This is a genomic window from Rhodococcus sp. 2H158 (assembly GCF_053764755.1).
In genome coordinates, this window is the sequence record NZ_JBSNCE010000029.1 from 22762 (window position 1) to 49649 (window position 26888).

Genomic DNA, 26888 nt, shown 5'->3' on the forward strand with positions numbered 1-26888 from the left:
ACACTCGGTGCCATGAACGCGACCACTGCGCTGGTCTTCGGCATCCTTGCGCTGCTGCTGGCAGGGCCGGTACCGGCCCTGCTCAGTCGTGCCACATGGCCGTACCGCAACCCCCGCGCCGCCCTGGTGCTGTGGCAGGCGGTGGCCCTCGCGGCCGTGCTGTCCGCGTTCAGTTCCGGCCTGGCCATCGCGTCGCTGCTGCTCGTCCCCGGTGAGGACGGCCGCCCCACCACCGCCCCGCTGCAGGAAATCGACGCGCTCGGCCTGCCCCTGTGGCTGACCTACGTGGTGGTCTTCGCCCTCACCCTGCTGATCGGTGCACGGCTGATGTATTCGATTCTGCGGGTCGGCGTCCGAACCCGCCGCCGCCGGGCCCGGCACCGCATGCTCGTCGACCTGCTCGATCGGCGCGACAGCGGCGCGTCGGTGCGCCAGTTGTCCCACGTGCGCGTCCTCGACACCGCCGAACCCGTCGCCTACTGTCTGCCGGGCCTGCGGCACCGGGTCGTGCTCAGCGAAGGCACCCTCGACCACCTCGCCGACGACGAGATCCGCGCCGTCCTCGGACACGAGCACTCGCACCTGCGGGCCCGGCACGACCTCGTGCTCGAGGCGTTCACCGCCGTCTACGAGGCGTTCCCCCGCTGGGTGCGGTCCAAGTCGGCGCTCGGCTCGGTGCAGCTGCTCGTCGAGATGCTCGCCGACGACTCCGCCGTGCGCGTCACCGGCCCCACCCCGCTGGCCCGGGCCCTGGTGGCCTGCGCCGGCGCCCGCACCCCCCAGGGCGCCCTCGCCGTCGGTGGCCCCTCCACGCTGCTGCGGGTCAAACGCCTCGCCGAACCCGGACCGGACCTGCGCACCGCCGTCATCGCGTACGCCGCCGCCGCCGCGATCCTCGTCGTGCCCACCATCGCGGTCGCCGTGCCGTGGCTGACCGAACTCGGCCGCCTGCTGCGCGCCTGGTGAACCGGCGCCGGCCCCACCCGTAGCACGCCCCCGATTTCGATCCCGTCCGGGTTCGGGGGAAGCTGTACCCATGACCGTCGAACGCACCGAGAATCCCCGCGCCCAGATCGGCGTGACCGGCCTGGCCGTCATGGGATCGAACATCGCCCGTAACTTCGCCCGCCACGGCCACACCGTCGCGCTGCACAACCGCAGTGTCGCCAAGACCGACGCCCTGCTCGAAGCCCACGGCGACGACGGCGACTTCGTGCGCACCGAAACCATCGAAGAGTTCGTCGCCGCCCTGCAGAAGCCGCGCCGGGTGCTCATCATGGTCAAGGCCGGCGAGGCCACCGACGCGGTCATCGAGGAACTCGCGGACGCGATGGAACCCGGCGACATCATCATCGACGGCGGCAACGCCCTCTACACCGACACCATCCGCCGCGAAGCCGCGCTGCGCGAACGCGGCCTGCACTTCGTCGGCGCCGGCATCTCCGGCGGCGAGGAAGGCGCCCTCAACGGCCCGTCGATCATGCCCGGTGGCCCCACGGAGTCCTACGAGGCCCTCGGCCCCCTCCTCGAGTCCATCTCCGCCCACGTCGACGGCACCCCGTGCTGCACCCACATCGGCCCCGACGGCTCCGGCCATTTCGTGAAGATGGTGCACAACGGCATCGAGTACGCCGACATGCAGCTCATCGGCGAGGCCTACAACCTGCTGCGCGACGCCCTCGGCTACGACGCCACGACGATCGCCGACGTGTTCTCCGAGTGGAACACCGGCACCCTCGAGTCCTACCTGATCGAGATCACCGCCGACGTCCTGCGCCAGACCGACGCCACCACCGGCAAGCCCCTCGTCGACGTCATCGTCGACGCCGCCGAGCAGAAGGGCACCGGCCGCTGGACCGTCAAGTCCGCCCTCGACCTCGGCGTCCCGGTCACCGGCATCGCCGAGGCCGTCTTCGCCCGCGCCCTGTCCGGCTCCCGCACCCAGCGCGCGGCGGCCCGCGGCCTGGCCTCCGGCGCCCTCGGCGACAAGCCCGCCGACGCCGCACAGTTCACCGAGGACATCCGCCGCGCCCTGTACGCGTCGAAGATCGTCGCCTACGCCCAGGGCTTCGACCAGATCGCCGCCGGCAGCGCCGAATACGGCTGGAACGTCGACCGCGCCGCCCTGGCCACCATCTGGCGCGGCGGCTGCATCATCCGCGCCCAGTTCCTCAACCGCATCAAGGAGGCCTACGACGCCGACCCGCAGCTGCCCAGCCTGATCCTCGCCCCCTACTTCCGCGAGGCCATCGAAGCCGGCATCGACAGCTGGCGCCGCGTCGTGGCCACCGCCACCATGCTCGGCATCCCCGTCCCCGCGTTCGCCTCGTCGCTGTCGTACTACGACGGGCTGCGCGCCGAACGCCTGCCCGCCGCCCTCACCCAGGGCCAGCGCGACTTCTTCGGCGCCCACACCTACGAGCGCATCGACGCCGACGGCAAGTTCCACACCCTCTGGAGCGGCGACCGCAGCGAGATCCGCGCCTGACCGCGCCCGCACCGGCGCCGCCGTAGGGCATAGTTTGTGCCCATGAGCGGCACCGTCACGGCGTCCGTCGTGTGCGCGCTGGCCGCCGCGATCCTGTTCGCGGCGGCCAGCGTCGCCCAGCAGCGCTCCGCCGAAGCCGTCCCCGCCGGCGAGTCCCTCGTCGCCGCCCTGATCCGCAGCCCCCGCTGGTGGGCCGGGGTACTCGGTGACGGCGGCGGCTACCTGCTGCAGGTCGCCGCGCTCGCCCTCGGGCCGGTCCTGGTGGTCCAGCCGCTGCTGGTGTCGTCGCTGCTGTTCGCCCTCCCCCTGTCCGCGGCGTTCTCCGGGTCTCGCATCACCCGTCCCACCTGGCTGACCGCGGCGGCGCTGTGCGCGGCTCTCGTCGTGTTCCTCGTCGTCGGCGACCCCACCGCCGGGGAGATCGACGCCCCCGGGCACGAGTGGGTGCTCCCGCTCGGCGTGGTGTGCGCCGTCGTGCTCGCCGCCACCGCGATCGGGCTGTTCGGCCGCGACCGCGGCACCCGGGCGCTGGCCCTCGGCGCGGCCAGCGGCCTGCTCTACGGGGTGGCGGTGGCGTTCACCAAGTACGTCACCGACCTGTTCGAGCACGGCCTGCGGCCCGTGGTCGGCGCCTGGCAGACCTGGGCCCTGGTCACCGCCGGCCTCCTCGGCGTCTACCTGCAGCAACGCGCCTTCCAGGCCGGCCCGCTCGCCGCATCCCTGCCGGCCGTCACCATCGGCGAGCCCCTCGCCGCCGTCTTCCTCGGCATGACCGTCCTCGACGAACGGCTCCGGGTCGACGGCCCCGGACTCGCCCTGGTCGTCGCCTCGGTCGGCGTCATGCTGATCGCCACGGTGGCGCTCTCACGCAGCCAGGCCCGGCTCACCGCACCCGCCGCCGCCGGCGCGTAGCATTCGCCGGGTGCGCTTCCTCGACGGTCACCAACCCCCGTACGACCTGACGTACGACGACGTGTTCCTCGTCCCGAACCGGTCCGCCGTCGCATCCCGGTTCGACGTGGACCTGTCCACGGTCGACGGCTCCGGCACCACCATCCCCATCGTGGTCGCCAACATGACCGCCGTGTCCGGCCGCCGCATGGCCGAGACCGTCGCCCGCCGCGGCGGGCTCGTCGTGCTCCCCCAGGACCTGCCGGCCGGCACCGCCGCCGAGACCGTCGCGTTCGTCAAGAGCCGCCACCTCGTCGCCGACACCCCCGTCACCCTCGGCCCCGAGGACTCCGTCTCCGACGCCCTCGCCCTGCTGCCCAAACGCGCCCACCGCGCCGTCGTGGTGGTCGACGAGAACCGCCGCCCCGTCGGCGTCGTCACCGAGGCGTCCTGCCGCGAGGTGGACCGGTTCGCGCGGCTGCGTTCGGTCGCCATCCGCGACTTCGCCACCGCCCCCGTCGGCTCGTCCCCGCGGGAGGCGTTCGCGCTGCTCGAGGCCAAGCACGACCCGTTGGTCGTCCTCACCCACGACGACGGCACCCTCGCCGGGGTCCTGACCCGCACCGGCGCCGTCCGCGCCGGCATCTACAGCCCGGCCGTCGACGCCGACGGCGCCCTGCGCATCGCTGCCGCCGTCGGCGTCAACGGCGACGTCGCCGCCAAGGCCGCCGGGCTGGTCGACGCCGGCGTCGATCTGCTCGTCCTCGACACCGCGCACGGGCACCAGGAGAAGATGCTCGACGCCCTGAAGCGGATCAAGGCGCTCGATCTGCCCGTCCCGCTCGTCGCCGGCAACGTCGTCTCCGCCGCCGGCACCCGCGAACTGCTCGACGCCGGCGCGGACATCGTCAAGGTCGGCGTCGGCCCCGGCGCCATGTGCACCACCCGCATGATGACCGGCGTCGGGCGCCCCCAGTTCTCCGCCGTCGCCGAATGCGCCCGCACCGCCCGCGACCTCGGCGCGCACGTGTGGGCCGACGGCGGCGTGCGCCACCCCCGCGACGTCGCGCTCGCCGTCGCCGCCGGCGCCGCCAACGTCATGATCGGGTCCTGGTTCGCCGGCACCTACGAATCGCCCGGCGAACTGCACTACGACGAGACCGGCCACCCCTACAAGGAGAGCTTCGGCATGGCCTCCAAGCGCGCGGTGGCCGCCCGCACCGTCGACGACTCCGCCTTCGACCGCGCCCGCAAGGCCCTGTTCGAGGAGGGCATCTCCACCTCCCGCATCCGCATCGACCCGCAACGGCCGGGCGTCGAGGACCTGATCGACCACATCTGCTCCGGGGTGCGCAGCACCTGCACCTACGCCGGCGCCCGCACCCTCGAGGACCTGCACGAGCGGGCCGTGCTCGGGGTCCAATCGGCGGCCGGCTTCGCCGAGGGACGGCCCCTGCCCACCGGTTGGTGACCGCACCGCCGCTGCGGAGCCGGACACGGCCCGTAGAATGATGCCTCACCGTGAAACGCCCGCCCCTTTCGATGATCGGGCCCGACGAAAGGAACCCGGTGCCCGCGGCACCCACCACCACTTCGACACGACCCCTGGCCACCGCGGCCGACGCGGAGTCCGACTCCGCCGGTTCGGAGGGCTCCCCTAGCGAGCCGGGTGACAAACCCGGCGGGACCTACTCGACACCGGAGCGGCGCTCCCGGTCGGCACCGGAGCGGAGCTCCCCTCCGCCACGGGGACGGTGCTGATGTCCGTCTTCCTGGCCATTCTCAGCCTGGTCGGCTTCCTCGCCCTGACCGCGGGCACCGCCGTGTTCGTGGCGGCCGAATTCTCCCTGACCGCCCTCGAACGCAGCACCGTCGACGCCCACGCCCGCGACGGCGACCTGCGCGCGCGACAGGTACAGCACGCCCACCGCACCCTGTCCTTCCAGCTCTCCGGCGCCCAGCTCGGCATCACCATCACCACGCTGATCACCGGCTACCTCGCCGAACCGGTCCTCGCCCGGTTCCTCGACCCGCTGCTGCGCGCGGCCGGGCTCGGCGCCGGCGTGGCCTCCGGCATCTCCCTGGCCCTGGCGCTGATCATCGCCACGTCGTTCTCGATGATCTTCGGTGAGCTCGTGCCGAAGAACCTCGCCATCGCGCGGCCCCTGGCCACCGCCCGCGCCACCGCGGGCCTGCAGGCCGGCTTCTCGCTGGTCTTCAAGTGGGCCATCGTCGGGCTCAACGGCGCCGCCAACCGGATCGTGCGGCGATTGGGCATCGAACCGGCCGAGGAACTGCGCTCGGCGCGCTCCCCGGAGGAACTCGGTTCCCTGGTCCGGGCCTCGGCGGCACGCGGCGCCCTCGACGAGAACACCGCGCTGCTGGTCGGGCGCTCGCTGCGCTTCGGGGAACGCACCGCCGAGGACCTCATGACCCCCCGCGTGACCATCGAGTCACTCGACATCCACGACACCGTCCTCGACCTCATCGACGCCTCGTCACGCACCGGCTACTCCCGCTTCCCCGTCGTCGACGGCGATCTCGACGCCACCGTCGGCGTCGTGCACGTCAAGCACGCGTTCACCGTGCCCGCGCGGCGCCGCGCCCACACCCAGCTGCGCACCCTCGCCCGGCAGGTGCCCGTCGTGCCGTCCACCCTCGACGGTGACGCGGTCATGGAACGGGTCCGCTCCGACGGCATGCAGGTCGCGCTCGTCGTCGACGAGTACGGCGGCACCGCCGGCATCGTCACCATGGAGGACCTGATCGAGGAGATCGTCGGCGACGTCCGCGACGAGCACGACGAACCCGAGCCCGAGGCGCAGCGCGTCGAGCAGGGCTGGTCCTGCTCCGGGCTGCTCCGCATCGACGAGGTGGCCCACCTGACGGGATACCTCGCCCCGGACGGCGAGTACGAGACCCTCGGCGGCCTGCTCCTCACCGAGCTCGGGGAGATCCCCGCCTCCGGCGACGAGGTGCTGCTGCCGCACCGGCCCGGCGACGCCGATCACCGGTGGCGGGCCCGCGTCCTCGAGATGGACGGGCACCGCATCGACCGGGTCCTGCTCGTCCCTGTCGACGAGGACGCCGACGAGGACGACCACGCACCGGACGACGAGACGGGGGACCGGCGATGAACGACTGGCTCGCGGTGCTGCTCACCGTCCTGCTGCTCGCCGGCAACGCCTTCTTCGTCGGCGCCGAGTTCGCCCTCATCACCGCCCGCCGCGACCGGCTCGAAACCCTCGTCGGGCAGGGTAAGAAGAGGGCACGGACCGTCATCGACGCGGGCGAGCACCTGTCGCTGATGCTCGCCGGGTCCCAGCTCGGAATCACCATCTGCTCGATCCTGCTCGGCCGCGTCGGCGAACCGGCGATCGCACACCTGATCGAACAACCCATGCATGCGCTCGGCGTCCCGGACTCCCTGCTGCACCCGATCGGCTTCGCGCTCGCCCTCGCGATCGTGGTGGTGCTGCACATCCTGCTCGGCGAGATGGTCCCGAAGAACATCGCCATCGCCGGACCGGAGCGCTCGGCGATGCTGCTCGTGCCGGCACACCTGCTGTTCATGAAGGTGGCCCGGCCGCTGATCGCCTTCTACAACCTGTGCGCCAACGTCAGCCTGCGGTTGCTGCGGGTGGAACCGAAGGACGAACTCGACGTCACCGTCACCGAGATCGAACTGTCCGAGATGATCGGCGAGTCCCGCTCCGAGGGGCTGCTGGACGAGGAGGAACACCGGCGCCTGACCAAGGCACTCGCGACGAGCGGACGGACCGTCGCCGACGTGACGATCCCCCTGTCCGGGGTCCGCACCGTCCCGCTCGGCCCGGCCGGCACCACCCTCGGGGCCGTCGAGCGGGCCGTCATCGAGACCGGCTACTCCCGGTACCCGGCGGAGACCCCGGCCGGGGAACTGGCCGGCTACCTGCACCTGAAGGACGTGCTCGACCTCGTCCGCGACGAGTCCGCGGGACCGGACACGATCATCGCGACCGCGGAGATCCGGCCGTTGCCGCCGGTGCCGGTCGACGCCCCCCTCGACGACGCCCTGTCGCTGCTGCGGCGCACCAGCTCCCACCTCGGCGGAGTCGTCGACGAGCACGGCAGGGTGATCGGCATCGTCGCGCTCGAGGATCTCGTCGAACAATTCGTCGGCACCGTGCGCGACACCACCCACCGGATCGCCGACCCGGGACCGGGACCCCGGACGTGAACCCCGCCCCGACCACCCCGGCGCCCGCCGGCCGGCGCGGCGCCGCGATGGAATCATTGCAGCACCGATGCAGTCGTTACGGGCAGGAACCGTGAGCACGGTCCTGGCACCCGAGCAGTGGCTGCCGCGCCGGGAGCGGCACCGCCACCGGCTGACGGCGCTGCTCGGCCCCTACCTCGACCGGCGAGCGCGCGGCGCCACCCACCCGGTGATCGACTTCCTGTTCACCTACTACAGCTTCACGCCGTCCCAGCTCATGCGCTGGCACCCCGGCTTCGGAACCACCCTCGCCGGCTCCGCGTCGGCGGAGTACGCCACCCTGCGGGGCTACCGGACCACCGGTACCGGGGTCACGGTCGACCCCGCCCACCTGGCCCGGCGGCGCGAGACCGTCCGATACGTCACCGGCCTGCTCGCGGCCACCGCCTCCCGGCCCGCGCACTTCGGCTGCTTCGGTCTCCACGAATGGGCGATGCTCTACCGCACTCGGCCCGAAGACGTCCGCCACGGCGCCGTACCACTGCGCCTCGGGCACACCGGCACCGACGCCGTCGTCGAGTCGTTGCAGCTGCGCTGCACGCATTACGACGCGTACCGGTTCTTCACCCCGGACGCCGGCCCCCTCAACATCGAGCCGCTCACCCGCGACGACCAGGTACGGCGGGAACAACCGGGCTGCCTGCACGCCGCCATGGACCTGTACAAATACTGCTACAAGCTCACCCCGCTGCTCGACTCGGACCTGACCGTCGACTGCTTCGAGCTGGCCTACGCCGCCCGGGAACTCGACATGCGGGCCAGCCCGTACGACCTGAGCGAGTACGGCTACCCCCCGGTGCGGATCGAAACACCCCGCGGACGAGCGGAGTACGTCCGCGAACAGACGGTCCTGGCCGAGCGGTCCACCGCGCTGCGCGCGGCGCTGCTCGACCGGTGCCACCGACTGCTCGACGCCGACCGGGAGCACGCCGGCGGCCGGTGAGCGGACACCGCCGCTGCCTGCCCTCTCCCCGGGACGTCCCCGGCGCGCAGCGCCGCACCCGCGACGATCGATATCCCTCCCCGCCGGGTCTACGCTGAAGTCTGGAGAGGCCACGACCCGATGCTGTACGTCTCCGTCCTGGGTGAGCAGTCGATCACCGACGACGCGACCGGCGCCGTCGTGACGCGGTCCCCCCGCGGCACGACCCTGGTCGCCTTCCTCGCCCTCCACGCGGGAGTTCCCCAGCCCCGCCAGCTCATCGCCCCGCTGTTCTGGCCCGACTCGACGACCGCCCAGGCCCTGACCAACCTGCGCCGCGAACTGCACCACCTGCGTCGCGCCCTCGACGACGACCCGGCCGTCGAGGTGACCTCCCGGGACCTGTGCTGGCGCGACACCGAGACCAGCCGGGTGGACCTACGGACCTTCACCGTCGAGTACCACGCCGCCCGGGCGGCCGCGACGAGCGGCGACGACGAGGCGGCGCTGCGGCACGCCACCACGGCGCTCGCCGACTACCGCGGCTCCCTGCTGCCCGGCATGTACGACGACTGGATCCTCGAGGCCCGTTCGGATCTCGAACGGCACTGCGTCGACCTGTGCGATCTGCTGTGCCGGCTCCGGGCCCGCACCGGCGACCTCCCCGGGGCGATCGACGCCGCCCGCCGCCGGATCCACCTGCGGCCCCTGGAAGAGGGCGGATACCGCACCCTGATGAACCTGCAGGCCCAGCACGGCGACCGCGCCGGCGCGGTGAGCACCTATCACCGCTGCGCCGCCCTCCTCGAACGTGAACTCGGGGTGGTACCGGACCCGGCGACGCGCACACTCGCCGACCGCCTGCTCGCCCACGCGGCCCCCACCCCGGCCGCCCGTCCGACCGTCGAGCCGGCGGCCGGGCGGCCCGGACTCGCCGCCCCGGGCCTCGTCGGCCGCTCACGCGAACTCCGTCGGCTGCACGAGGCGTGGCGCACGGCGGCCGCCGGCCGCCCCACCCTTGTCCTCGTCACCGGCGGCGCCGGCGTCGGCAAGACCCGCCTGGTCGCCGAGATCGCCGACACGGCCCGCGCACACCCCGCGGTGGTGGCGAGCACCCAGTGCTTCGGAACGTCCGGACGGCTCGCCCTCGCCCCGGTCGCGGACTGGCTCCGCAACCCCGCGGTGCAGCCCGCGCTCGCTGCGCTCGACCCGCTCTGGCGCGCCGAGGTCGACAGGCTCGTACCGTCCGGCACGACCCGCCCGGAACCCGGTGCCGGCTTCCGGGCGATGGTCGACGCCTGGCAACGCCTCCGGTTCTTCGAAGGCCTGGCGCGGGCCCTGATCGGCGGCGGCCGCCCGGTCCTGCTGACCCTCGACAGCATCCAGTGGTGCGACCCGGAGACGCTGACGTTCCTGACGTTCTGCCTGTCCCTGACCCCCGACGCGCCCCTGATGGTGGCCGCGACAGCCCGCACCGACGACACCGACGAGAGCCGGGACCTCGAGGAATGGGCCGTCCGGATGCGGACCGCCGGTCTGCTCACCGAGCTGCCACTGCAGCCCCTGGGGGTCTCCGGCACCGCCCGCCTGGCCGAGGCGCTCGGCGGGCGCCCGCTCGACCCGCAGGACGCCGAACTGCTGCACGCGACCACCGGAGGCTTCCCGCTCTACATCATCGAAGCGATGCACAGCGGCCCGGGCCTCGCCCCCGCCGGCAGCCTGGCCGATGTGCTGCACGACCGGATCGGGCAGGTGAGCCCCGCCGCACGGGACGTCGCCGGACTCGCCGCGGCGGTAGGCCGCAACTTCACCCTCGATCTGCTCACCGAGGCCAGCGACCTCGACGCCGACGCCGTGGTGCGCGCCGTCGACGAGCTGTGGCAACGCCGAATCCTGCGACAGTTCCGCGACGGCTACGACTTCTCCCACGACCTGCTCCGCGACGCCGCCTACGCCCGGATCAGCCCGCCCAAGCGCTGGCTGCTGCACCGCCGTCTCGCGCAGAGCCTCGAATTGCTGCACGTCGACGACCTCGACAGCGTCTCGGCGCAACTCGCCGAGCAATACGCCCGCGGGGGACGACCGGACCGGGCAGTGGCCTACTACCGTCGCGCGGCCGATGTCGCCTCGAGCACCTTCGCCCACACCGAGGCGATCCGACTGCACAAGAAGGCGCTCGCCGTCGTCCGCACCCAACTCGAGGGGCGCAGCGCCGCCGTACAGGAACTCGCCGTCCGCGAAGCGATGGCGGCGCCGCTCAACGCCAGATACGGCTACTCCTCCCCCGAACTGCAACAGACCCTCGAGCGCTCGATCGGGCTGGCCGAATCCCTCGGCCGCAAGGACTCCCTCCTGGCCGGCCTCGTCGGGCTCTGGTCGTCGCGGTTCGTGCAGGGAAACATCGCCGGCGCCCACGAGGTGGCGACCCGCGCCCTGACCCTCGTCGACCCCGGCTCCCCGCTGAGCGGATCGGCCCACTTCGCATTCGCCGGTTCGGCGGTCGAGCTCGGCCGCCCCGAGGAGGCACTCCACCACTTCGACCTCGCGGCCGAACTGACCCGGGGCGCTCCCTCGTTGACCGTCGGCACCCGGCCCGACGTGCACGGCAGCGCCTGGGCGGCACACGCCCACTGGCTGCTCGGCCACAACGACGCCGCACTGACCTGCTGCAACGAGGCCATCCGGCTGGCCCGCACGATCGATCATCCGTACAGCCTGGCCGTCGCCCTGGCCTACAGCGGCATCACCCACCACATGCGGGCAGACCCCGCCGCCCTCGACGTCGCCGTCGGGGAACTGACCGACCTGTGCGTCCGGTACGGCTTCGCCTACTACAGCGAGTGGGCGCTGATTCTCGGCGGTTGGTCCCGCGGCGGCGAGGCCGGACTCACGCAGGCGCGGCGCGGCATCGACACGCTCCGATCGGCCGGTTCGTTCGCCCGGATGCCGTACTGGCTCTCGCTGCTCGCCGACCTGTCGGTGCGGGAAGGAGATCCCGGCGCCGCCCGCGCCGCGCTCGATGCCGCCCTCGTCGCCGGACAGGCCCGCGACGACCTGTGGTGGCTGCCCGAGGTGATGCGGATGCGCGCGGCGCACGACGACCACGAGGCCGCGATCGCGCGGCTGCGCGCCGCCGCCCGGACCGCGGCCGCCCACGGCAGTGCCGCCCTGCTGCGGCGCTGCGCGCGGGACCTCGCCGAACGCGGCGTTCACCTGCCGCTCCCGGGCGTTCCCCCGGCCCCGTGACGGGCTGCGCGCACTCGAACGCTGCGCGAACGCCCCCTTCCTAGGGTCGACGGTACAACGCCCGCACCGGCGAGCGACTGACCCGAAAGGGGCTCCCGTGACCACCATCTCGACCCGGTCGGCCGGCGCGGTGCCGTACGACGACCTGGCCGCGGCCCTGCGCGGCGACCTGATCACCCCCGGCGACACCCGCTACGACACGGCGCGTGCCGTCTACAACGGCATGATCGACAAACACCCCGCGGCGATCGCACGCTGCCGGGACGCCGCCGACGTCGTTTCCTGCGTCCGCTTCGGGCGCGCCCACGCCCTCACCCTGGCCGTGCGCGGCGGCGGGCACAACGCCGGCGGACTCGGCGTGTGGGACGACGCGCTCGTCGTCGACCTGTCCCTGATGCGCAGTACCACGGTCGATCCGGCACACCACACCGTCCGCGTCGACGGCGGATGCACCTGGGGCGACGTCGACCACGCCACGGTCGCCTTCGGCATGGCCACCCCGTCCGGCTTCCTCTCGTCCACGGGCGTGGGCGGGCTGACCCTCGGTGGCGGCATCGGCTATCTCTCCCGGCGCTTCGGGCTGACCGTCGACAACCTGCTGTCCGCCGACGTGGTGCTCGCCGACGGCACGCTCGTGACGGCCGACGAGAGCTCGCACAGCGACCTGTTCTGGGCGCTGCGCGGCGGCGGCGGGAACTTCGGGGTCGTCACCTCCTTCACCTTCCGCTGCCACGACATCGGCGAAGCCGGCGTGATCGTCGGCGGCCCGGTGCTCTACGACCTCGCCGACACCGCCGACGTCATGCGCTGGTACCGGGAACTGCTGCCGGCGCTCCCGGAGGAGCTCAGCGGCTGGATCGCGCTGCTCACCGTCCCACCCGCCGCCCCGTTTCCCGAGGACCTCTGGGGCCGCAGGTGCTGCGGCATCGTCTGGTGCTACACCGGACCGCACGCCAAGGCCGACGAGGTGCTCGAGCCCATCCGGACCTACGGCTCGCCGCTGCTGGTCGGCCTGCACGACATGCCGTTCACCGTGCTGCAGAGCGCATTCGACGGCCTCTACCCGCCCGGCCTGCAGTGGTACTGGCGGGCGGACTTCTTCGACGAGATCACCGACGCCGCGATCGACGTGCACTGCAGGTACGGGCAGCAGCTGCCGACCGGTCACTCCACCATGCACCTCTATCCCATCGACGGCGCCACCAGCCGCGTCCCCGAGGACGCGACCCCCTTCGCGTACCGGGGCGGCGGATGGGCGGGGGTCATCGTCGGCGTCGACCCCGACCCCGCCAACGCCGACCTCATCACCCGGTGGGCCCGCGACTACTGGGAGGAACTGCACCCGACCTCCGCCGGCGGCGCCTACGTCAACTTCCTGATGAGCGAGGGACAGGACCGGGTCGAAGCCGCCTACCGCGGGAACTACGACCGGCTCACCCGGATCAAGCGGCGCTACGACCCGGACAACGTCTTCCACATCAACCAGAACATCCGGCCCGCCGCACCCGACCGGTAGCCCGGAACCGCACCTGCTCGGAGAGGAACGGGACATGCCCACCCACAGGCTGGAAACGGACTATCTGGTGATCGGCTGCGGCGCGGCCGGCATGGCGTTCGCGGACGCATTGATCACCGACTCCGACGCGGACGTCGTCATGGTGGACCGGCGGCACGCACCCGGCGGACACTGGCACGAGGCCTACCCGTTCGTGCGGCTGCACCAGCCGTCCGCGTACTACGGCGTCAACTCACTGCCGCTCGGGGCGGACACCATCGACGACGTCGGCCCGAACCGGGGCATGTACGAGCAGGCGGGCGCCCCCGAGATCTGCGCGTACTACGACCGCGTCATGCGCCGGCGTCTCCTGGCATCGGGATCCGTGCGGTACTTCCCGATGAGCGAGTACGTCGGCGACCACCGCTTCGTCTCCCGGGTCTCCGCCGACCGGTACGAGGTGACGGTCCGCACGGCGCTCGTCGACGCCACCTACCTCGAGCCGGCGGTCCCGGCGACGTTCGCCCCGCCGTTCGACGTCGCCCCCGCCGTCCGCTGTGTCCCGGTGAACGCGCTCGCACGGGTCGCCGATCCTGCCGAGCGGTACGTCGTCATCGGCGCCGGCAAGACGGCGATGGACGCGTGCCTGTGGCTGCTGCAGATGGGGGTGCCACCGGCCGCCGTCCGCTGGATCAAACCGCGCGAGGCCTGGCTGCGCAACCGCTGGTTCGCGCAGGGCGGCGAACTGGTGGGCAACCTGATCGACGGACTCGCCCGGCAGATGGAAGCCGCAGCGCAGGCGACGAGCACGCACGACCTGTTCGCCCGGCTCGAGGCGAGCGAACAGCTGCTGCGCGTCGACGAGCGAGTCACCCCAACCATGTACAAGGGGCCGACGGCGAGCACTGCCGAACTCGCCCAGCTCCGCCGCATCGACGACGTCGTCCGCCTCGGGCACGTCCGGCGCATCGCACGCGACGAGATCGTGCTCGACCACGGAACGATCGGCACCGGGCCCGACCACCTGCACGTGCACTGTGCCGCCCCGGGCCTGAACCCGGCCCCGGCCGTCCCGATCTTCGAGGAGGGCCGTATCACGCTGCAACCAATCCGCACCGGGCTCATCTCGTTCAACGCCGCCCTCGTCGGATTCGTGGAGGCCACCGGCCGGGACCTGGTCGAGAAGAACCGGCTCTGCCCACCGAACCGGCTACCGGACGTCCCCCTCGACTGGATCCGCGGAACGCTCGTCGAGACGAGCGCCGAGTACGCGTGGTCGAAGGAACCGGACATGGCGGACTGGCTCGAGCGTTCCCGCCTCAACACGTCCCGGGGGCTCCGGCACCGCGTCGACCGGCCCCTCGTCCGGGAAGCGACGAGGCGATTCGCCACCCACGTCCGCCCCGCCCTCACCAACCTCACCGGACTGCTCGACGACGCCCGGCGGGCCGCGTGAGCGCCCGGCCGCCCGGCCCGCCCGGGCGGGCCGGGTTCGCGGGCCACCCCGTATGATCTGAGCGATTACGGCTACTCGCCGATCACGATCGAGACCGCTTCCGGGCGCGCACAGTACGCCCGCGAGCGGTCGGCGCTCACCATCGCGCCGCGGCCCTGGAGAGGAGCTGCTGAATCGATGTACCGCCCCGGCGGCGGGTCGAACCGACCTGCCCGAAACTACCGGCGGGTAACGTGAGTGCTGTTCGTCGTGCTGCCCGTCGGCACCGCCGACGCGAGCGCACAGGTCCCGGAAAGAGTGAGGCAGGTAATGACTGAACGCGTGCAAGTCGGTGGACTCCAGGTCGCCAAGGTGCTCTACGACTTCGTCGTCGACGAGGCGATCCCCGGCACCGGGGTGGACGCGGCCGAGTTCTGGGCCGGCGCCGACAAGGTGATCCACGACCTCGCCCCCCGCAACCGCGCCCTGCTCGCCGTGCGCGACGACCTCCAGGCGCAGATCGACACCTGGCACCGCGACCGCAAGGGCCGGCCGCACGACGCCGCTGCCTACAAGGCGTTCCTCCAGGACATCGGCTACCTCGTCCCCGAACCCGCCGACTTCCAGGTCACCACCGGCGGTGTCGACGCCGAGATCGCCACCACCGCCGGGCCGCAGCTCGTGGTGCCTGTCCTCAACGCCCGCTTCGCCCTCAACGCCTCCAACGCCCGCTGGGGCTCGCTGTACGACGCCCTCTACGGCACCGACGCCATCTCCGAAGAAGGCGGCGCCGAGAAGGGCACCGGCTACAACAAGGTCCGCGGCGACAAGGTCATCGCCTGGGCCCGCAACTTCCTCGACACCGCCGCCGCCCTCGCCACCGGATCGCACACCGACTCCACCCGGTACTTCGTCGACGGGGAGGAGCTGAAGGTCGAACTCGGCGACGGCACCGTCACCACACTCGCCCAGCCCGAGAAGTTCGTCGGCTACCTCGGCGAGAAGGACGCCCCGACGTCCGTGCTGCTGCGCAACCACGGTCTGCACGTGGAGATCCAGATCGACCCCGAATCCCCGATCGGCAAGACCGATGCCGCCGGTGTCAAGGACGTCGTCCTCGAATCGGCCATCACCACCATCATGGACTTCGAGGACTCCGTCGCCGCCGTCGACGCCGACGACAAGGTCATCGGCTACCGCAACTGGCTCGGCCTCAACCGCGGCGACCTCGCCGAGGAGATCTCCAAGGGCGGCAAGTCCTTCACCCGCGCCCTCAACGCCGACCGCGTCTACGTCGCCCCCGACGGCTCCGACCTCACCCTGCACGGCCGGTCCCTGCTGTTCGTCCGCAACGTCGGCCACCTCATGACCAACCCCGCCGTGCTCGACTCCGAGGGCAACGAGGTCCCCGAGGGCATCCTCGACGCGCTGATCACCAGCCTCGCCGCCGTGCACGGCCTGTCCGTCGGCGAGGACACCGGGCCGCTCGCCAACAGCCGCACCGGCTCGATCTACATCGTCAAGCCCAAGCAGCACGGCCCCGAGGAAGTCGCCTTCACCACCGAACTCTTCGGCCGGGTCGAAGAGGTGCTGGGCCTGCCGGCCAACACCCTCAAGGTCGGCATCATGGACGAGGAACGCCGCACCACCGTCAACCTGAAGGCCTGCATCAAGGAGGCCAGCGAGCGCGTCGTGTTCATCAACACCGGATTCCTCGACCGCACCGGCGACGAGATCCACACCGCCATGGAAGCCGGCGCCATGGTGCGCAAGGCCGAGATGAAGAAGCAGAAGTGGATCCTCGCCTACGAGGACTGGAACGTCGACACCGGCCTGGCCACCGGCCTGCAGGGCAAAGCCCAGATCGGCAAGGGCATGTGGGCCATGACCGACCTCATGGCCGACATGCTCGAACAGAAGATCGGCCAGCCCAAGGCCGGCGCCAACACCGCCTGGGTCCCCTCGCCCACCGGCGCCACCCTGCACGCCACCCACTACCACCAGGTCGACGTGTTCGCCGTGCAGGACGAACTGAAGGGCAAGCGCCGCGCCACCGTCGACGACATCCTCACCATCCCCCTCGCCCCCAGCACCGACTGGACCGACGAGCAGAAGCGCGAGGAGCTCGACAACAACTGCCAGTCGATCCTCGGCTACGTCGTGCGCTGGATCTCCCAGGGCGTCGGCTGCTCCAAGGTGCCCGACATCCACGACGTCGCGCTCATGGAGGACCGCGCCACCCTGCGCATCTCCAGCCAGCTGCTCGCCAACTGGATCCACCACGGCATCGTGACCGCCGACGACGTCGTCGCCGCCCTGCAGCGCATGGCCCCCGTCGTCGACCGGCAGAACGCGGGCGACTCCACCTACCTGCCGATGGCCCCCGACTTCGACGGCAGCATCGCCTTCCAGGCCGCCAAGGAACTGATCCTCGAAGGCACCACGCAGCCCAGCGGCTACACCGAGCCGATCCTGCACCGCCGCCGCCTCGAGTTCAAGGCCGCCCACGGCTGCCGAGCCTGAGCCACGACCCACGGCCCCCGATCCACCGGATCGGGGGCCGTGGCGTCTCACCGGCCGATCACTAGACTCCGGGAACGGCGGGGCAGGCACGACGACAGGCAGGAAACACGTGGGTCGACATCGCGGCACGGGCCGCGCCAGAGGCGTCAGCAAGGGCCCGATCATTGCCGTCGCCGTAGCACTCGCACTCGTCCTCGCCACCGTCGGCTGGTTTCGCCTGCGCGAACGCATCGAGGAGCAGGCCACCGAAGCCGCGCAGACCTGCGTCGAAGGCGACGCGCTCCTCGACGTCGCTGCCGATCCCGCCGTCGCCCCCACACTGACCACCCTCGCCGCCCGCTGGGTCACCGACACCCGCCCCGTCGTCCGCGACCACTGCATCGACGTGCGCGTCACCCCCGTCGCCACCACCCCGGCCACGACCGCCCTCACCGCCGACCCCCGCTGGGACCCCATCCTCGGCCCCCCACCCGCACTCTGGGTCCCCTTCAGCAGCGACGCCACGGCGCGCGCGGCGCAGGCCCTCGACGGACAGACCCGCTCCCTCGCCACCTCCCCGGTCGTGCTGGCCGTCCCGGCCGAGCTCGAGCGCGCCCTCAGCACCGCCGGCACCGGATGGCGCCAGCTGCCCTCCCTGCAGTCCGACGGCAGCATCCTCGCCGGCCTGGGCCTCGACGGCTGGGCCGGCCTCCGCCTGGCCCTGCCCACCGGCACCGACGCCGACGCCACCACTCCCGCCCTCGAGGCCGTCGCCGCCGCAGCCACCGACGCCGGAACCGGTCCCCTGACCGCCGAACAGGCCGCCTCCCCCGCAGCCACCTCCGCCGTCGGTGCACTCGCGCTCGGCGCCGACGCCCTCGGAGACGGCGCCGGACCGACCACCGCCGCAGCCCTGGCCACCCTCGCCGATGGACCCGGCGCCGACGGAGCGGTGCACGCCGTACCGATCACAGAGCAACAACTGCACACGGCGATCGTCACCGGCGGCACCGCCGGCCTCGTCGAATTCGTTCCCGTGGGCCCCACCCCCACCGCCGACTTCCCCGCCGCCGTGGTCGACGCCCCGTGGGTCGACGAGACCCTCTCCCGCGCCGCCGCCGAACTCGCCGGCCACCTCCGCGAACCCGACGCGGCCCGCGCCCTCGCCGACGCCGGCTTCCGGGTCGACGGCCAGCCCGTCCCCCGCACCGACGCGGTTCCCTTCCCACGCATCGAACAGACCCTGAACCGCGCCGCCCCGGCCGTGGCGGACATCCTCCTCGACCACCGGCGCGCACCCGTCGCACCCCGCGCCACCACGATCCTTCTCGACACGTCCACGTCCATGGGAGCCGTCGAGGGCGACGACACCCGTCTCGCCCACATCGCCACCGCCCTGGACCAGCACGTCGCCCGCTCGCCGGATGCCTCGACACTCGCCATGTGGGTCTTCGCCCGCGACCTCGACGGCACCACCCCGTACCGCACCGCGGTGGCGCGCGGCACCCTCACCGCGGACCAGCGCACCGCGCTGACCGCCGCCCTGACCGGTGCCGACACCACCGACGGCTCCGCCGTCTACCGGTCCCTGGCCGCCGCCTACGTCGACGCCGTCCGCAACCACACCCCCGGCAGGCCCAACTCCGTCCTCCTGATCACCGACAGCGCCAACGACGACGACACCTCCCGCCAACGCATCCTCGACCTCGTCGCCGCCGCCGGCGACCCCGACCGGCCCGTCCGGATCGACGTCGTGGCGCTCGGCGACGGCACCGACCGCAACACCCTGCAGACCCTCGCCGACCGCACCGGCGGTGCGCTCGTCCCCGTCGCCACGACCGACGGACCCGATCTCGCCGCCGCCATCCGAAAGCTGATGTCCTGACACCGTGATCCGCCTTCTCGTCGCGGGGACGTTCCTCGCCCTCGTCACCTTCTGGCTCCACCGCCGTCTCGTCAGAGCCCCCGGCCTGCGCGGCCGCTCGGCGATCGCCGCGAACACCGCGCTCGGCGTCCTCCTCGTCGTCGCTCTGATCGGTGCGCAGAGCGGTACGTCGCTCGACCCGCGCTGGGCCCGCCCGTTCGGATTCCTCGGCTGGACCTGGCTCGGCGTCGTGCTGTACCTGGTCCTCGGCACGCTCCTGATCGGGATCGTGTGCCTCGCGACGCGAGCGGTACGCCGTTTCCGGCGCGGCGACGCCCACCCCCCGGATCCCTCCAGGCGACGCGCCCTGCAGGTCGCGACGGGCGTGCTGACCGTCGCCGCGGTCGCCGCGGTCGGCTACGGCACGGTCGAGGCCGCTCGGCCCCGGGTCGTGCACACCCGGATCCCATTGCGCCGACTCCCGGCCGGATTCGACGGGCTGCGCGTCGCCCTCGTCACCGACCTGCACGTCGGCCCGTCCCGCGGCCGCGAATTCACCCGGCGCGCGGTGGACCTCGTCAACGCGCAGCAGCCGGACCTGATCGTTCTCGGCGGGGACCTCACCGACGGCACGATCGCGCTCGTCGGGCAGGATCTCGCTCCCCTCGCCGACCTGCGGGCTCCCCTCGGGGTCTACGGAGTCAGCGGCAACCACGAGTACTACGCCGACGACGCGATGTCCTGGCTCGATTTCTGGGAAACCCTCGGCGTACGCACCCTCCGCAACGAACGAGTCGTCCTGGAGCGCGGCGGCGATGCCATCGATCTCGCCGGCATTCACGACTATTCGGCGCCGGCCCCGAACGAAGCGGATCTGACCGCGGCGTTGCAGGGCCGCGATCCCGAGCGCTTCGTCCTCCTGGCCGCCCATCAGCCCCGGCAGGTGTTCGAGGCCCGCGACCACGGTGTCGACCTGCAATTGTCCGGGCACACGCACGGCGGACAGATGTGGCCGCTCGGATATGTCGTGCCCCTGCAACAGCCGACGGTGACGGGCCTCGACCGGTTCGGCGACACCCTCGTGTACACCTCCCGCGGTACCGGCGCCTGGGGTCCACCGGTACGCATCGCCACTCCTCCGGAAGTGACAATCCTGGAACTGAACGCCGCCCCGGGCTGACCTTCTGGTCTGTGGCTGTTGTTTTGGACGTTTGCTTTGTGGTTGAGGTGGGGTCGAGTGTGATTCGGTTATTTATACTGTTCCGTCGAGCTCGGAATATTCTCTGTGGTTTTTTCGGGGGCCGGGCTACCGACAGCCCCAGCCCCCGAAAACTCGCTCAGCTGCTGTAGGCCTCCAACGGCGGGCACGAGCACACGAGGTTCCGATCCCCGTACGCCCCGTCGATGCGTCGCACCGCGGGCCACACCTTCGCGCGGCTCTGCCCCAGCGGATACACCGCGATCTCACGGCTGTAGGGGTGGGTCCACTCCCCGACCAGGCACTGGGCGGTGTGCGGTGCGCCGCGCAGCGGGTTGTCGTCCACCGGCCACTCCCCTGCCCCGACGCGATCGATCTCGCCGCGGATGGCGATCATCGCGTCGATGAACGCGTCGAGTTCGGAGAGGTCCTCGCTCTCGGTGGGTTCGACCATCAGGGTGCCCGCGACGGGGAAGCTCATGGTCGGCGCGTGGAAGCCGTAGTCCGCCAGGCGCTTGGCCACGTCGTCGACCGTGACCCCCGAATCCTTCGTCAGGGGGCGCAGATCGAGGATGCACTCGTGCGCCACCATGCCGTTCTCGCCCGTGTACAGGACGGGAAAGTACTCGTCGAGCCGGCGCGCGATGTAGTTCGCCGACGCGATCGCCGTCAGCGACGCCCGCCGCAGGCCCTGGGCCCCCATCAGCTTGATGTACGCCCACGTGATCGGGAGGATGGAGGCCGATCCGAACGGCGCCGCCGACACCGGCCCACCGCCCCCGAGGCCTGGTTCGGCCGGGTGTCCGGGCAGGAACGGCACCAGGTGCGCGCGCACACCGATCGGCCCCACGCCGGGGCCGCCACCGCCGTGCGGGATGCAGAAGGTCTTGTGCAGGTTCAGATGACTCACGTCGCCTCCGAACTTGCCGGGACGCGCCAGACCGACGAGGGCGTTCAGGTTGGCGCCGTCGATGTACACCTGCCCGCCGGCGTCGTGCACGGCACCGCAGATGTCGGCGATCTCGTGTTCGTAGACGCCGTGGGTCGACGGGTACGTGATCATGATCGCGGCGAGACGTTCGGCGTGATCGGCGATCTTCGCACGCAGATCGGCGAGGTCGACGTCACCGTTGGACCGGCACGCCACGACCTCGACGCGCATGCCGGCCATGACCGCGGAGGCGGCGTTGGTGCCGTGTGCACTCGACGGGATCAGGCAGGTGTCCCGATGCTCGTCGCCCCGGCTCAGATGGTAGTGGCGGATGGCGAGCAGCCCGGCGTACTCGCCCTGGCTACCGGCGTTCGGCTGCAGGCTCACCGCGTCGTACCCGGTCACCGCGGCCAGCCACCCTTCCAGGTCGCCGATGAGCCGGCGGATGCCCGCGGTCTGATCTGCGGGGGCGAAAGGATGCAGCGCCGAGAACTCGGGCCAGGTGATCGCCTCCATCTCGGTGGCGGCATTGAGCTTCATCGTGCACGAACCCAGCGGGATCATGGTGCGGTCGAGCGCAAGGTCCATGTCCGACAGGCGGCGCAGGTACCGCATCATCGCGGTCTCGGTGCGGTACCGGGTGAACGCCTCGTGCTGCAGGTACGCGGTCGTGCGCGCGAGCTGCCGCGGCAGGGCGGGTGTGGCTCCGGCCGCGGTGTCCTCGGCCCCAAACGCGGCGAGGACCGCGGCCACGTCGACGTCCCGGGTCGCTTCGTCGCACGAGATCCCGACGTGGTCCCCGTCGACGCGACGAACGTTGATGCCGGCCTCGAGCGCCGCCGCGACGACCGCGTCGGCGCGACCGGGAACGCGGGTCAGCACGGTGTCGAAGAAGCTGTCGTGCACCACGTCGATACCGGCGGCCTTCAGCGACGCCGCGAGACGGGCGGCCTGGCCGGCCACGCGGGTCGCGATCGCCGCCAGGCCCTCGGCTCCGTGGTACGACGCGTACATGGCGGCGAGCACCGCGAGGAGAACCTGTGCGGTGCAGATGTTGCTGGTCGCCTTCTCGCGCCGGATGTGCTGCTCACGCGTCTGCAGCGCCAGCCGGTAGGCCGGTGCGCCGTCGGCGTCGACCGACACACCGACGAGCCGGCCCGGCAGGTTGCGGGCATGGGCGGCGTGCACGGCGAGATAGCCGGCGTGCGGCCCGCCGAACCCCATCGGCACGCCGAAGCGCTGGGTGGTGCCGAAGCACGCGTCCGCGCCCTGTTCCCCGGGCGGGGTGAGCAGAGTGAGCGCCAGCAGGTCCGCGCCCACCGCGACGAGGGCCCCACGCTCGTGCGCCGCCTCGACGAGGGGGGCCGCGTCGAACAGCCGGCCGGAGGCACCCGGGATCTGCAGGACGACGCCGAAGAACTCCCCCTCGGGCAGGCCGTCGTCGACGAGGTTCGCGGTGACGATCTCGATTCCCAACGGTTCTGCCCGGGTCGCGAGGACCGCGGCGGTCTGGGCGAACAGGTCGGTGTCCACGACGACCCGCGCACTCCTGGACTTGCGGTTGGCGCGCTTGAGCAGCGTCATCGCCTCCGCGGCGGCGGTCGCCTCGTCCAGCATCGACGAGTTGGCGACCTCCATGCCGGTCAGGTCCGAGACCATGGTCTGGAAGTTGAGGAGCGCTTCGAGTCGTCCTTGGCTGATCTCCGGCTGGTACGGGGTGTATGCGGTGTACCAGGCGGGATTCTCGATGATGTTGCGCAGCAGCACCGGCGGGGTCAGCGTGCCGTAGTACCCCTGGCCGATCATCGATGTCGCGACGGTGTTCCGGCCCGCGAGTTCCTGCAGCGCCGTCAGTACCTCGTGTTCCGACATCGGCGGGTCGAGCGACTCGAGTCCGTCCGCGACTCCGTCGGTCCGGGCGTCGAGGATGCCGGCGGGCACCGCCTTGACGGCCAGCTCGTCGAGGGATTCGACGCCGATGACGTCGAGAATGCGGCGCAGTCCCGCCGCGTCGGGGCCGACGTGGCGGTCGGCGAAGGTGTACGTGGCGGCGTCGGTCATCGCGACTCCCTGAGGTCGGAGGTCCGCATCCGCGCAGGGGTCGCACGGTGCGTGTCCTCCCCCTCTGTCGCGAGCTCGCCGGGGCGAGCGCCTGAGAGATTCGGTACCGGAGCGAGCCGGCCCTTTCCCCGTGGGCGGGTGGGTGCTCCCACCGCTTTCCAGAGACGTCGATGCCCGTACGGTCCTCGATGCCTGAGAGATTGACGGGGAGGTGCTGCTCCTTCGGCGTCCGGAACAGGTCCGGAACTCTCCCGCACGGCGGCGACGTACCACCGATTCTAGGGCACGGGGGCGCCCGGGCAGCACCGAGGCTGCAGGTGTTTCGTGTGACGAGCGTCTAGCCGATCCGCCGATTGACGCGTTCGCGACGACGGGAGGCCAGTTCGTCCTCGGGACGCTGCTCGACGTCGCCGCCGTCCGCCCGCTCGGCCGGGAAGTCGGCGATACTGCCCGTCAACTCCCGCATCGCGCCGCTCACCGCGATCCCGAACACGCCCTGTCCGCCCTGCAGTAAATCGACCACCTCTTCCGGTGAGGTGCACTCGTACACGGTGGTGCCGTCGGAGAACAGGGTGATCTTCGCCAGGTCCCGCACTCCGCGTTCCCGGAGGTGGTCGACCGCTACCCTGATGTTCTGCAGGGAGATGCCCGTGTCCAGCAGACGCTTGACGATCTTCAGGACCAGGATGTCCTTGAACGAGTAGAGCCGTTGGCTGCCCGAACCCGCCGCGCCCCGGATGGACGGAACGACCAGATTCGTGCGCGCCCAGTAGTCGAGCTGACGGTAGGTGATGCCGGCGATCTGGCAGGCGATCGGCACGCGGTAGCCGACGAGCTCGTCAGGCACCGAATCGTCCGGGAACAGGCCCGGCTGCATCTCGTCGGCGTCGAGAGATGCCCGTGACGGGGCTTCGCGGTCGACGGCGTCGAAGCTGAGCTGCTGTCCCTGCGGCCGATCTCCCACTGTTGTGACTCCCTCTCGCGTGCACAGGCGTGACCCGGAACGAACGACGGGCGGATCCCCCACCCCATCCGATCGTCGAGCGCCCGCTTGACCCACCGAGTCGATCCGTAGCGATTCACTCAGCGTACGCCCCGTGCGAAAAGTTGGGCAGCAACACGCCGACCGGACGACGATCTTCCGGTCCTGTACCACTCGTCGCAGAACGCGCCCCGGCCACCGTGACCGGGAGTCGCGACAGAACCTCGGCGACGTTCGACGATCAGCCGTCCGTCGCCTTGAAGTCGTCGGGGGACACGGATTCGAGAAACTCCTTGAACTTCTCGACCTCGTCCTCCCGCTCATCCGGCATGACGAGGCCCGCTTCCACCAGCACCGGCTCCTCCACGAAGACCGGCGCGCCGATGCGCAAGGCTACAGCGACCGCATCGGAAGGACGGGACGACACGCGCAGACCGCCGTCGAAGACGAGATCGGCGTAGAACGTCCCCTCTTTGAGATCCACGATCCGGACCTCCTGGAGGGTGCGGCCGAACGCATCGACCAGATTCTTGATCAAGTCGTGCGTCAGAGGCCGGATCGGCTCGACACCCTGCTGTTCCAGCGCTATCGCTGTGGCCTCCATCTGGCCGATCCAGATCGGCAGATACCGATCACCGTCGACCTCGCGCAGCAGAAGGACAGGCTGATTCTGCGGTTGCTCGACCCGAATCCCCACTACTCGCATCTCGCTCATCGAGCCGCCTCCCATCCCTGCTGTGCGTCGGTGGCGAACCGTCCGCCGATATCCCCCTGAATTCTAGTGCCAACGAGCCGCCGTCGTCAGAGTCGACGCCACGGCTGCCACACTCACCGATCGAGAGCGCCCCGAACGGCCGCCTTGACGAGGCACGTGTGCATCGTCAACGACAACGCCGCCAATTCCCGCACCATTTCCTCGGCTCGGGCGCGCGCCCCGACGTCCCGGCCCTTCGCGACCGGACCGGCGATCTGCGCCACCAGGCCCGCCTCCCGGTCGGCCGCGAGCTTGAAGGCACGCAGGTGCCGGACCTCGAGGCCGAACTCGGACATGGCCTTGGCGGTGCGAGCCAGCAGCACCGCATCCTCGTCGAAGAAGCCGGCCGCGCCGGGCACGATGAGCCCGGCGCGGATCAGCTCCGTGAGAAAGGACGATTCGATGCCCGCCTGCCGGCACAGGTCCTCCCGGCCGACCCGCACCTCCCGGTCCGTGCGCAGATCCTCCGGCGACACCTCGCCCGGCGCCACCGCCAGGGGCCGGGGCCGCTTCGGGCGGCTCTCCACCGAGCCCACCGTCGCGACACCGCGGTCGATCGCCTCGAGCTGTTCCTTGATCACCTTCAGCGGCAGGTACTGGTCCCGCTGCGCGGTCAGCACGTACCGCAGGCGCTCGCAGTCCGCGATCGAGAAACGTCGATAACCCGACGGGGTGCGTTCCGGACTGATCAGTCCCTCGGATTCGAGGAAGCGGATCTTCGAGATCGTCACGTCCGGAAACTCGGGACGGAGCCGATCGAGCACGGACCCGATCGACATTCCCCCCGGTGACGGCTGGCGGGCAGCGGTCATCAGCTACCCGTGCCCTGCGAACCCCGCGGGCCGGTGAGGAACACCAGCCGGAACTTTCCGATCTGCACCTCGTCGCCGTTCGCGAGGACCGCCGAGTCCACCGGCTCGCGGTTGACGTAGGTGCCGTTCAGGCTTCCCACATCGACGACCTGGAACTCGCCCTCGTCCTGACGGAACTCGGCGTGCCGGCGGCTCACCGTCACGTCGTCGAGGAAGATGTCGCTGTCCGGGTGACGCCCGGCCGACGTCGTCGGCTGATCGAGCAGGAAACGCGACCCGGCGTTCGGGCCGCGCTTGACGACGAGCAGCGCCGATCCTGTGGGAAGCCCCTCGACCCCCGAGACGGGGGCCTCGGTCGTCCCCGTGCCCGCGCCGGTGGTATCGAGTTCGTTCAGGAAGTCGGCACGAAACACCGAAGTGGTTTCCGCAGGGGTTTCCTCGTAGCCCGCGTTGCCGTTCTCGCTCACCGTATCTCCTTATCCGTTCGACCCTTCGGGATCGCTCCCCCTGGGCCGCAGTTTCGTTCAGCCACGATCACTTCCGGTACGGACCCGCGCCCCGACCCGGCACACGCCTACCGTTGACCGTACCCTGCACAACGTCCTTCGTGCAGGCAGACGCGGTCCCGGCCGGACGCGGCGTCAGTTCTGCGTGATCGCGCGGTACCCGTCCGCGTCGAGCGTGCTCGCCAGAGCGGCGTCGAGCTCGTCCTTGCTGCCGACCTCGAGGTCCACCAGCCAGCCGGCCTCGTACGGATCGCTGTTGACGAGCTCGGGATTGGCATCCAGATCCGGGTTCACCCCAACGACTTTCGCCGTGAGCGGCGCGAACACGTCGGAAACGCTCTTGGTCGACTCCACCTCGCCGAACGAGTCGCCCGCGGTGATCTCCGCTCCGGTCTCCGGCAACTGCACGAAGACGACGTCGCCGAGCTGCGACTGGGCGTAGTCCGTGATGCCGACGCGCGCAGTCGCGTCACCGGTTCGGCGAACCCACTCGTGCTCCGCCGTGTAACGCAGATCGGCGGGTGTTCGGAACTCACTCACGAC

Annotated in this window: 19 protein-coding genes and 1 riboswitch; of the genes, 13 read left to right on the forward strand and 6 right to left on the reverse strand. The window is 71.4% G+C overall.

Features of this window, described 5'->3' with window-relative positions; translation table 11 throughout:
- The first annotated feature begins 12 nt into the window (after positions 1 to 12).
- The 13 genes from ACWPOB_RS23590 to ACWPOB_RS23650 all read left to right on the forward strand — a co-directional run bounded on the left by ACWPOB_RS23590 (position 13) and on the right by ACWPOB_RS23650 (position 20281).
- On the forward strand, positions 13 to 966 hold the full coding sequence (locus ACWPOB_RS23590) for a M56 family metallopeptidase (protein WP_455402306.1): 954 nt from the start codon (positions 13 to 15) through the stop codon (positions 964 to 966).
- Between the two features lie 70 nt (positions 967 to 1036).
- Positions 1037 to 2488 carry an NADP-dependent phosphogluconate dehydrogenase gene (gndA, locus tag ACWPOB_RS23595; protein WP_455402307.1) on the forward strand — a complete coding sequence of 484 codons (1452 nt, stop codon included), beginning with the start codon at positions 1037 to 1039 and terminating at the stop codon, positions 2486 to 2488.
- Positions 2489 to 2530: 42 nt separating this feature from the next.
- Entirely contained in the window at positions 2531 to 3400 is an 870-nt protein-coding gene (locus ACWPOB_RS23600; protein WP_100057651.1) for a DMT family transporter, read from the forward strand.
- Positions 3401 to 3410: 10 nt separating this feature from the next.
- The gene (locus ACWPOB_RS23605; protein ID WP_455402308.1) at positions 3411 to 4850 is read left to right on the forward strand and encodes a GuaB1 family IMP dehydrogenase-related protein; all 1440 of its coding nucleotides are present in this window, start codon (positions 3411 to 3413) and stop codon (positions 4848 to 4850) included.
- Positions 4851 to 5139: 289 nt separating this feature from the next.
- Positions 5140 to 6516, forward strand: a complete 1377-nt coding sequence (locus ACWPOB_RS23610) for a hemolysin family protein (protein ID WP_100057652.1) — start codon at positions 5140 to 5142, stop codon at positions 6514 to 6516.
- Positions 6513 to 7598, forward strand: coding sequence for a hemolysin family protein (locus ACWPOB_RS23615; protein ID WP_029543826.1), 1086 nt, complete (start codon positions 6513 to 6515; stop codon positions 7596 to 7598). Before ACWPOB_RS23610 ends, ACWPOB_RS23615 begins: the two co-directional genes overlap by 4 nt.
- 67 nt (positions 7599 to 7665) lie before the next feature.
- Positions 7666 to 8580, forward strand: coding sequence for a 3-methyladenine DNA glycosylase (locus tag ACWPOB_RS23620; RefSeq protein ID WP_455402309.1), 915 nt, complete (start codon positions 7666 to 7668; stop codon positions 8578 to 8580).
- Positions 8581 to 8700: 120 nt separating this feature from the next.
- On the forward strand, positions 8701 to 11805 hold the full coding sequence (locus ACWPOB_RS23625; RefSeq protein ID WP_455402310.1) for an ATP-binding protein: 3105 nt from the start codon (positions 8701 to 8703) through the stop codon (positions 11803 to 11805).
- Between the two features lie 97 nt (positions 11806 to 11902).
- Positions 11903 to 13321 (forward strand): FAD-binding oxidoreductase, encoded by a 1419-nt coding sequence (locus ACWPOB_RS23630; protein ID WP_455402311.1) that lies wholly within the window; start codon positions 11903 to 11905, stop codon positions 13319 to 13321.
- Positions 13322 to 13355: 34 nt separating this feature from the next.
- Positions 13356 to 14756, forward strand: a complete 1401-nt coding sequence (locus ACWPOB_RS23635) for an NAD(P)-binding protein (RefSeq protein ID WP_455402312.1) — start codon at positions 13356 to 13358, stop codon at positions 14754 to 14756.
- A gap of 309 nt (positions 14757 to 15065) precedes the next feature.
- Positions 15066 to 17258, forward strand: a complete 2193-nt coding sequence (locus ACWPOB_RS23640; RefSeq protein ID WP_455402313.1) for a malate synthase G — start codon at positions 15066 to 15068, stop codon at positions 17256 to 17258.
- Between the two features lie 109 nt (positions 17259 to 17367).
- A complete protein-coding gene (locus tag ACWPOB_RS23645) occupies positions 17368 to 19122 on the forward strand; it encodes a hypothetical protein (RefSeq protein WP_455402314.1) in 1755 nt (584 codons plus the stop codon).
- Positions 19123 to 19126: 4 nt separating this feature from the next.
- Complete coding sequence (locus ACWPOB_RS23650) at positions 19127 to 20281, forward strand: metallophosphoesterase (RefSeq protein WP_100056733.1); 1155 nt, start codon at positions 19127 to 19129, stop codon at positions 20279 to 20281.
- A 157-nt stretch (positions 20282 to 20438) separates the two neighbouring features.
- Here the strand turns inward: ACWPOB_RS23650 and gcvP are convergent, their stop codons facing one another.
- The 6 genes from gcvP to gcvH form a co-directional block, all read right to left on the reverse strand.
- The gene (gene gcvP, locus ACWPOB_RS23655; RefSeq protein ID WP_455402315.1) at positions 20439 to 23291 is read right to left on the reverse strand and encodes an aminomethyl-transferring glycine dehydrogenase; all 2853 of its coding nucleotides are present in this window, start codon (positions 23289 to 23291) and stop codon (positions 20439 to 20441) included.
- A 169-nt stretch (positions 23292 to 23460) separates the two neighbouring features.
- Positions 23461 to 23555, reverse strand: a riboswitch (glycine riboswitch).
- A 73-nt stretch (positions 23556 to 23628) separates the two neighbouring features.
- A complete protein-coding gene (locus ACWPOB_RS23660) occupies positions 23629 to 24255 on the reverse strand; it encodes a MerR family transcriptional regulator (RefSeq protein ID WP_455402316.1) in 627 nt (208 codons plus the stop codon).
- 259 nt (positions 24256 to 24514) lie between these two features.
- Positions 24515 to 24988: a bifunctional nuclease family protein gene (locus ACWPOB_RS23665; RefSeq protein ID WP_100056739.1), complete on the reverse strand. Its 474-nt coding sequence runs from the start codon at positions 24986 to 24988 to the stop codon at positions 24515 to 24517.
- Between the two features lie 113 nt (positions 24989 to 25101).
- Positions 25102 to 25839, reverse strand: a complete 738-nt coding sequence (ftsR, locus tag ACWPOB_RS23670; RefSeq protein WP_029543847.1) for a transcriptional regulator FtsR — start codon at positions 25837 to 25839, stop codon at positions 25102 to 25104.
- The gene (gene garA, locus ACWPOB_RS23675) at positions 25839 to 26306 is read right to left on the reverse strand and encodes a glycogen accumulation regulator GarA (protein ID WP_006936772.1); all 468 of its coding nucleotides are present in this window, start codon (positions 26304 to 26306) and stop codon (positions 25839 to 25841) included. Before garA ends, ftsR begins: the two co-directional genes overlap by 1 nt.
- Positions 26307 to 26480: 174 nt before the next feature.
- Entirely contained in the window at positions 26481 to 26885 is a 405-nt protein-coding gene (gene gcvH / locus ACWPOB_RS23680; RefSeq protein WP_006936771.1) for a glycine cleavage system protein GcvH, read from the reverse strand.
- Positions 26886 to 26888 lie beyond the last annotated feature (3 nt).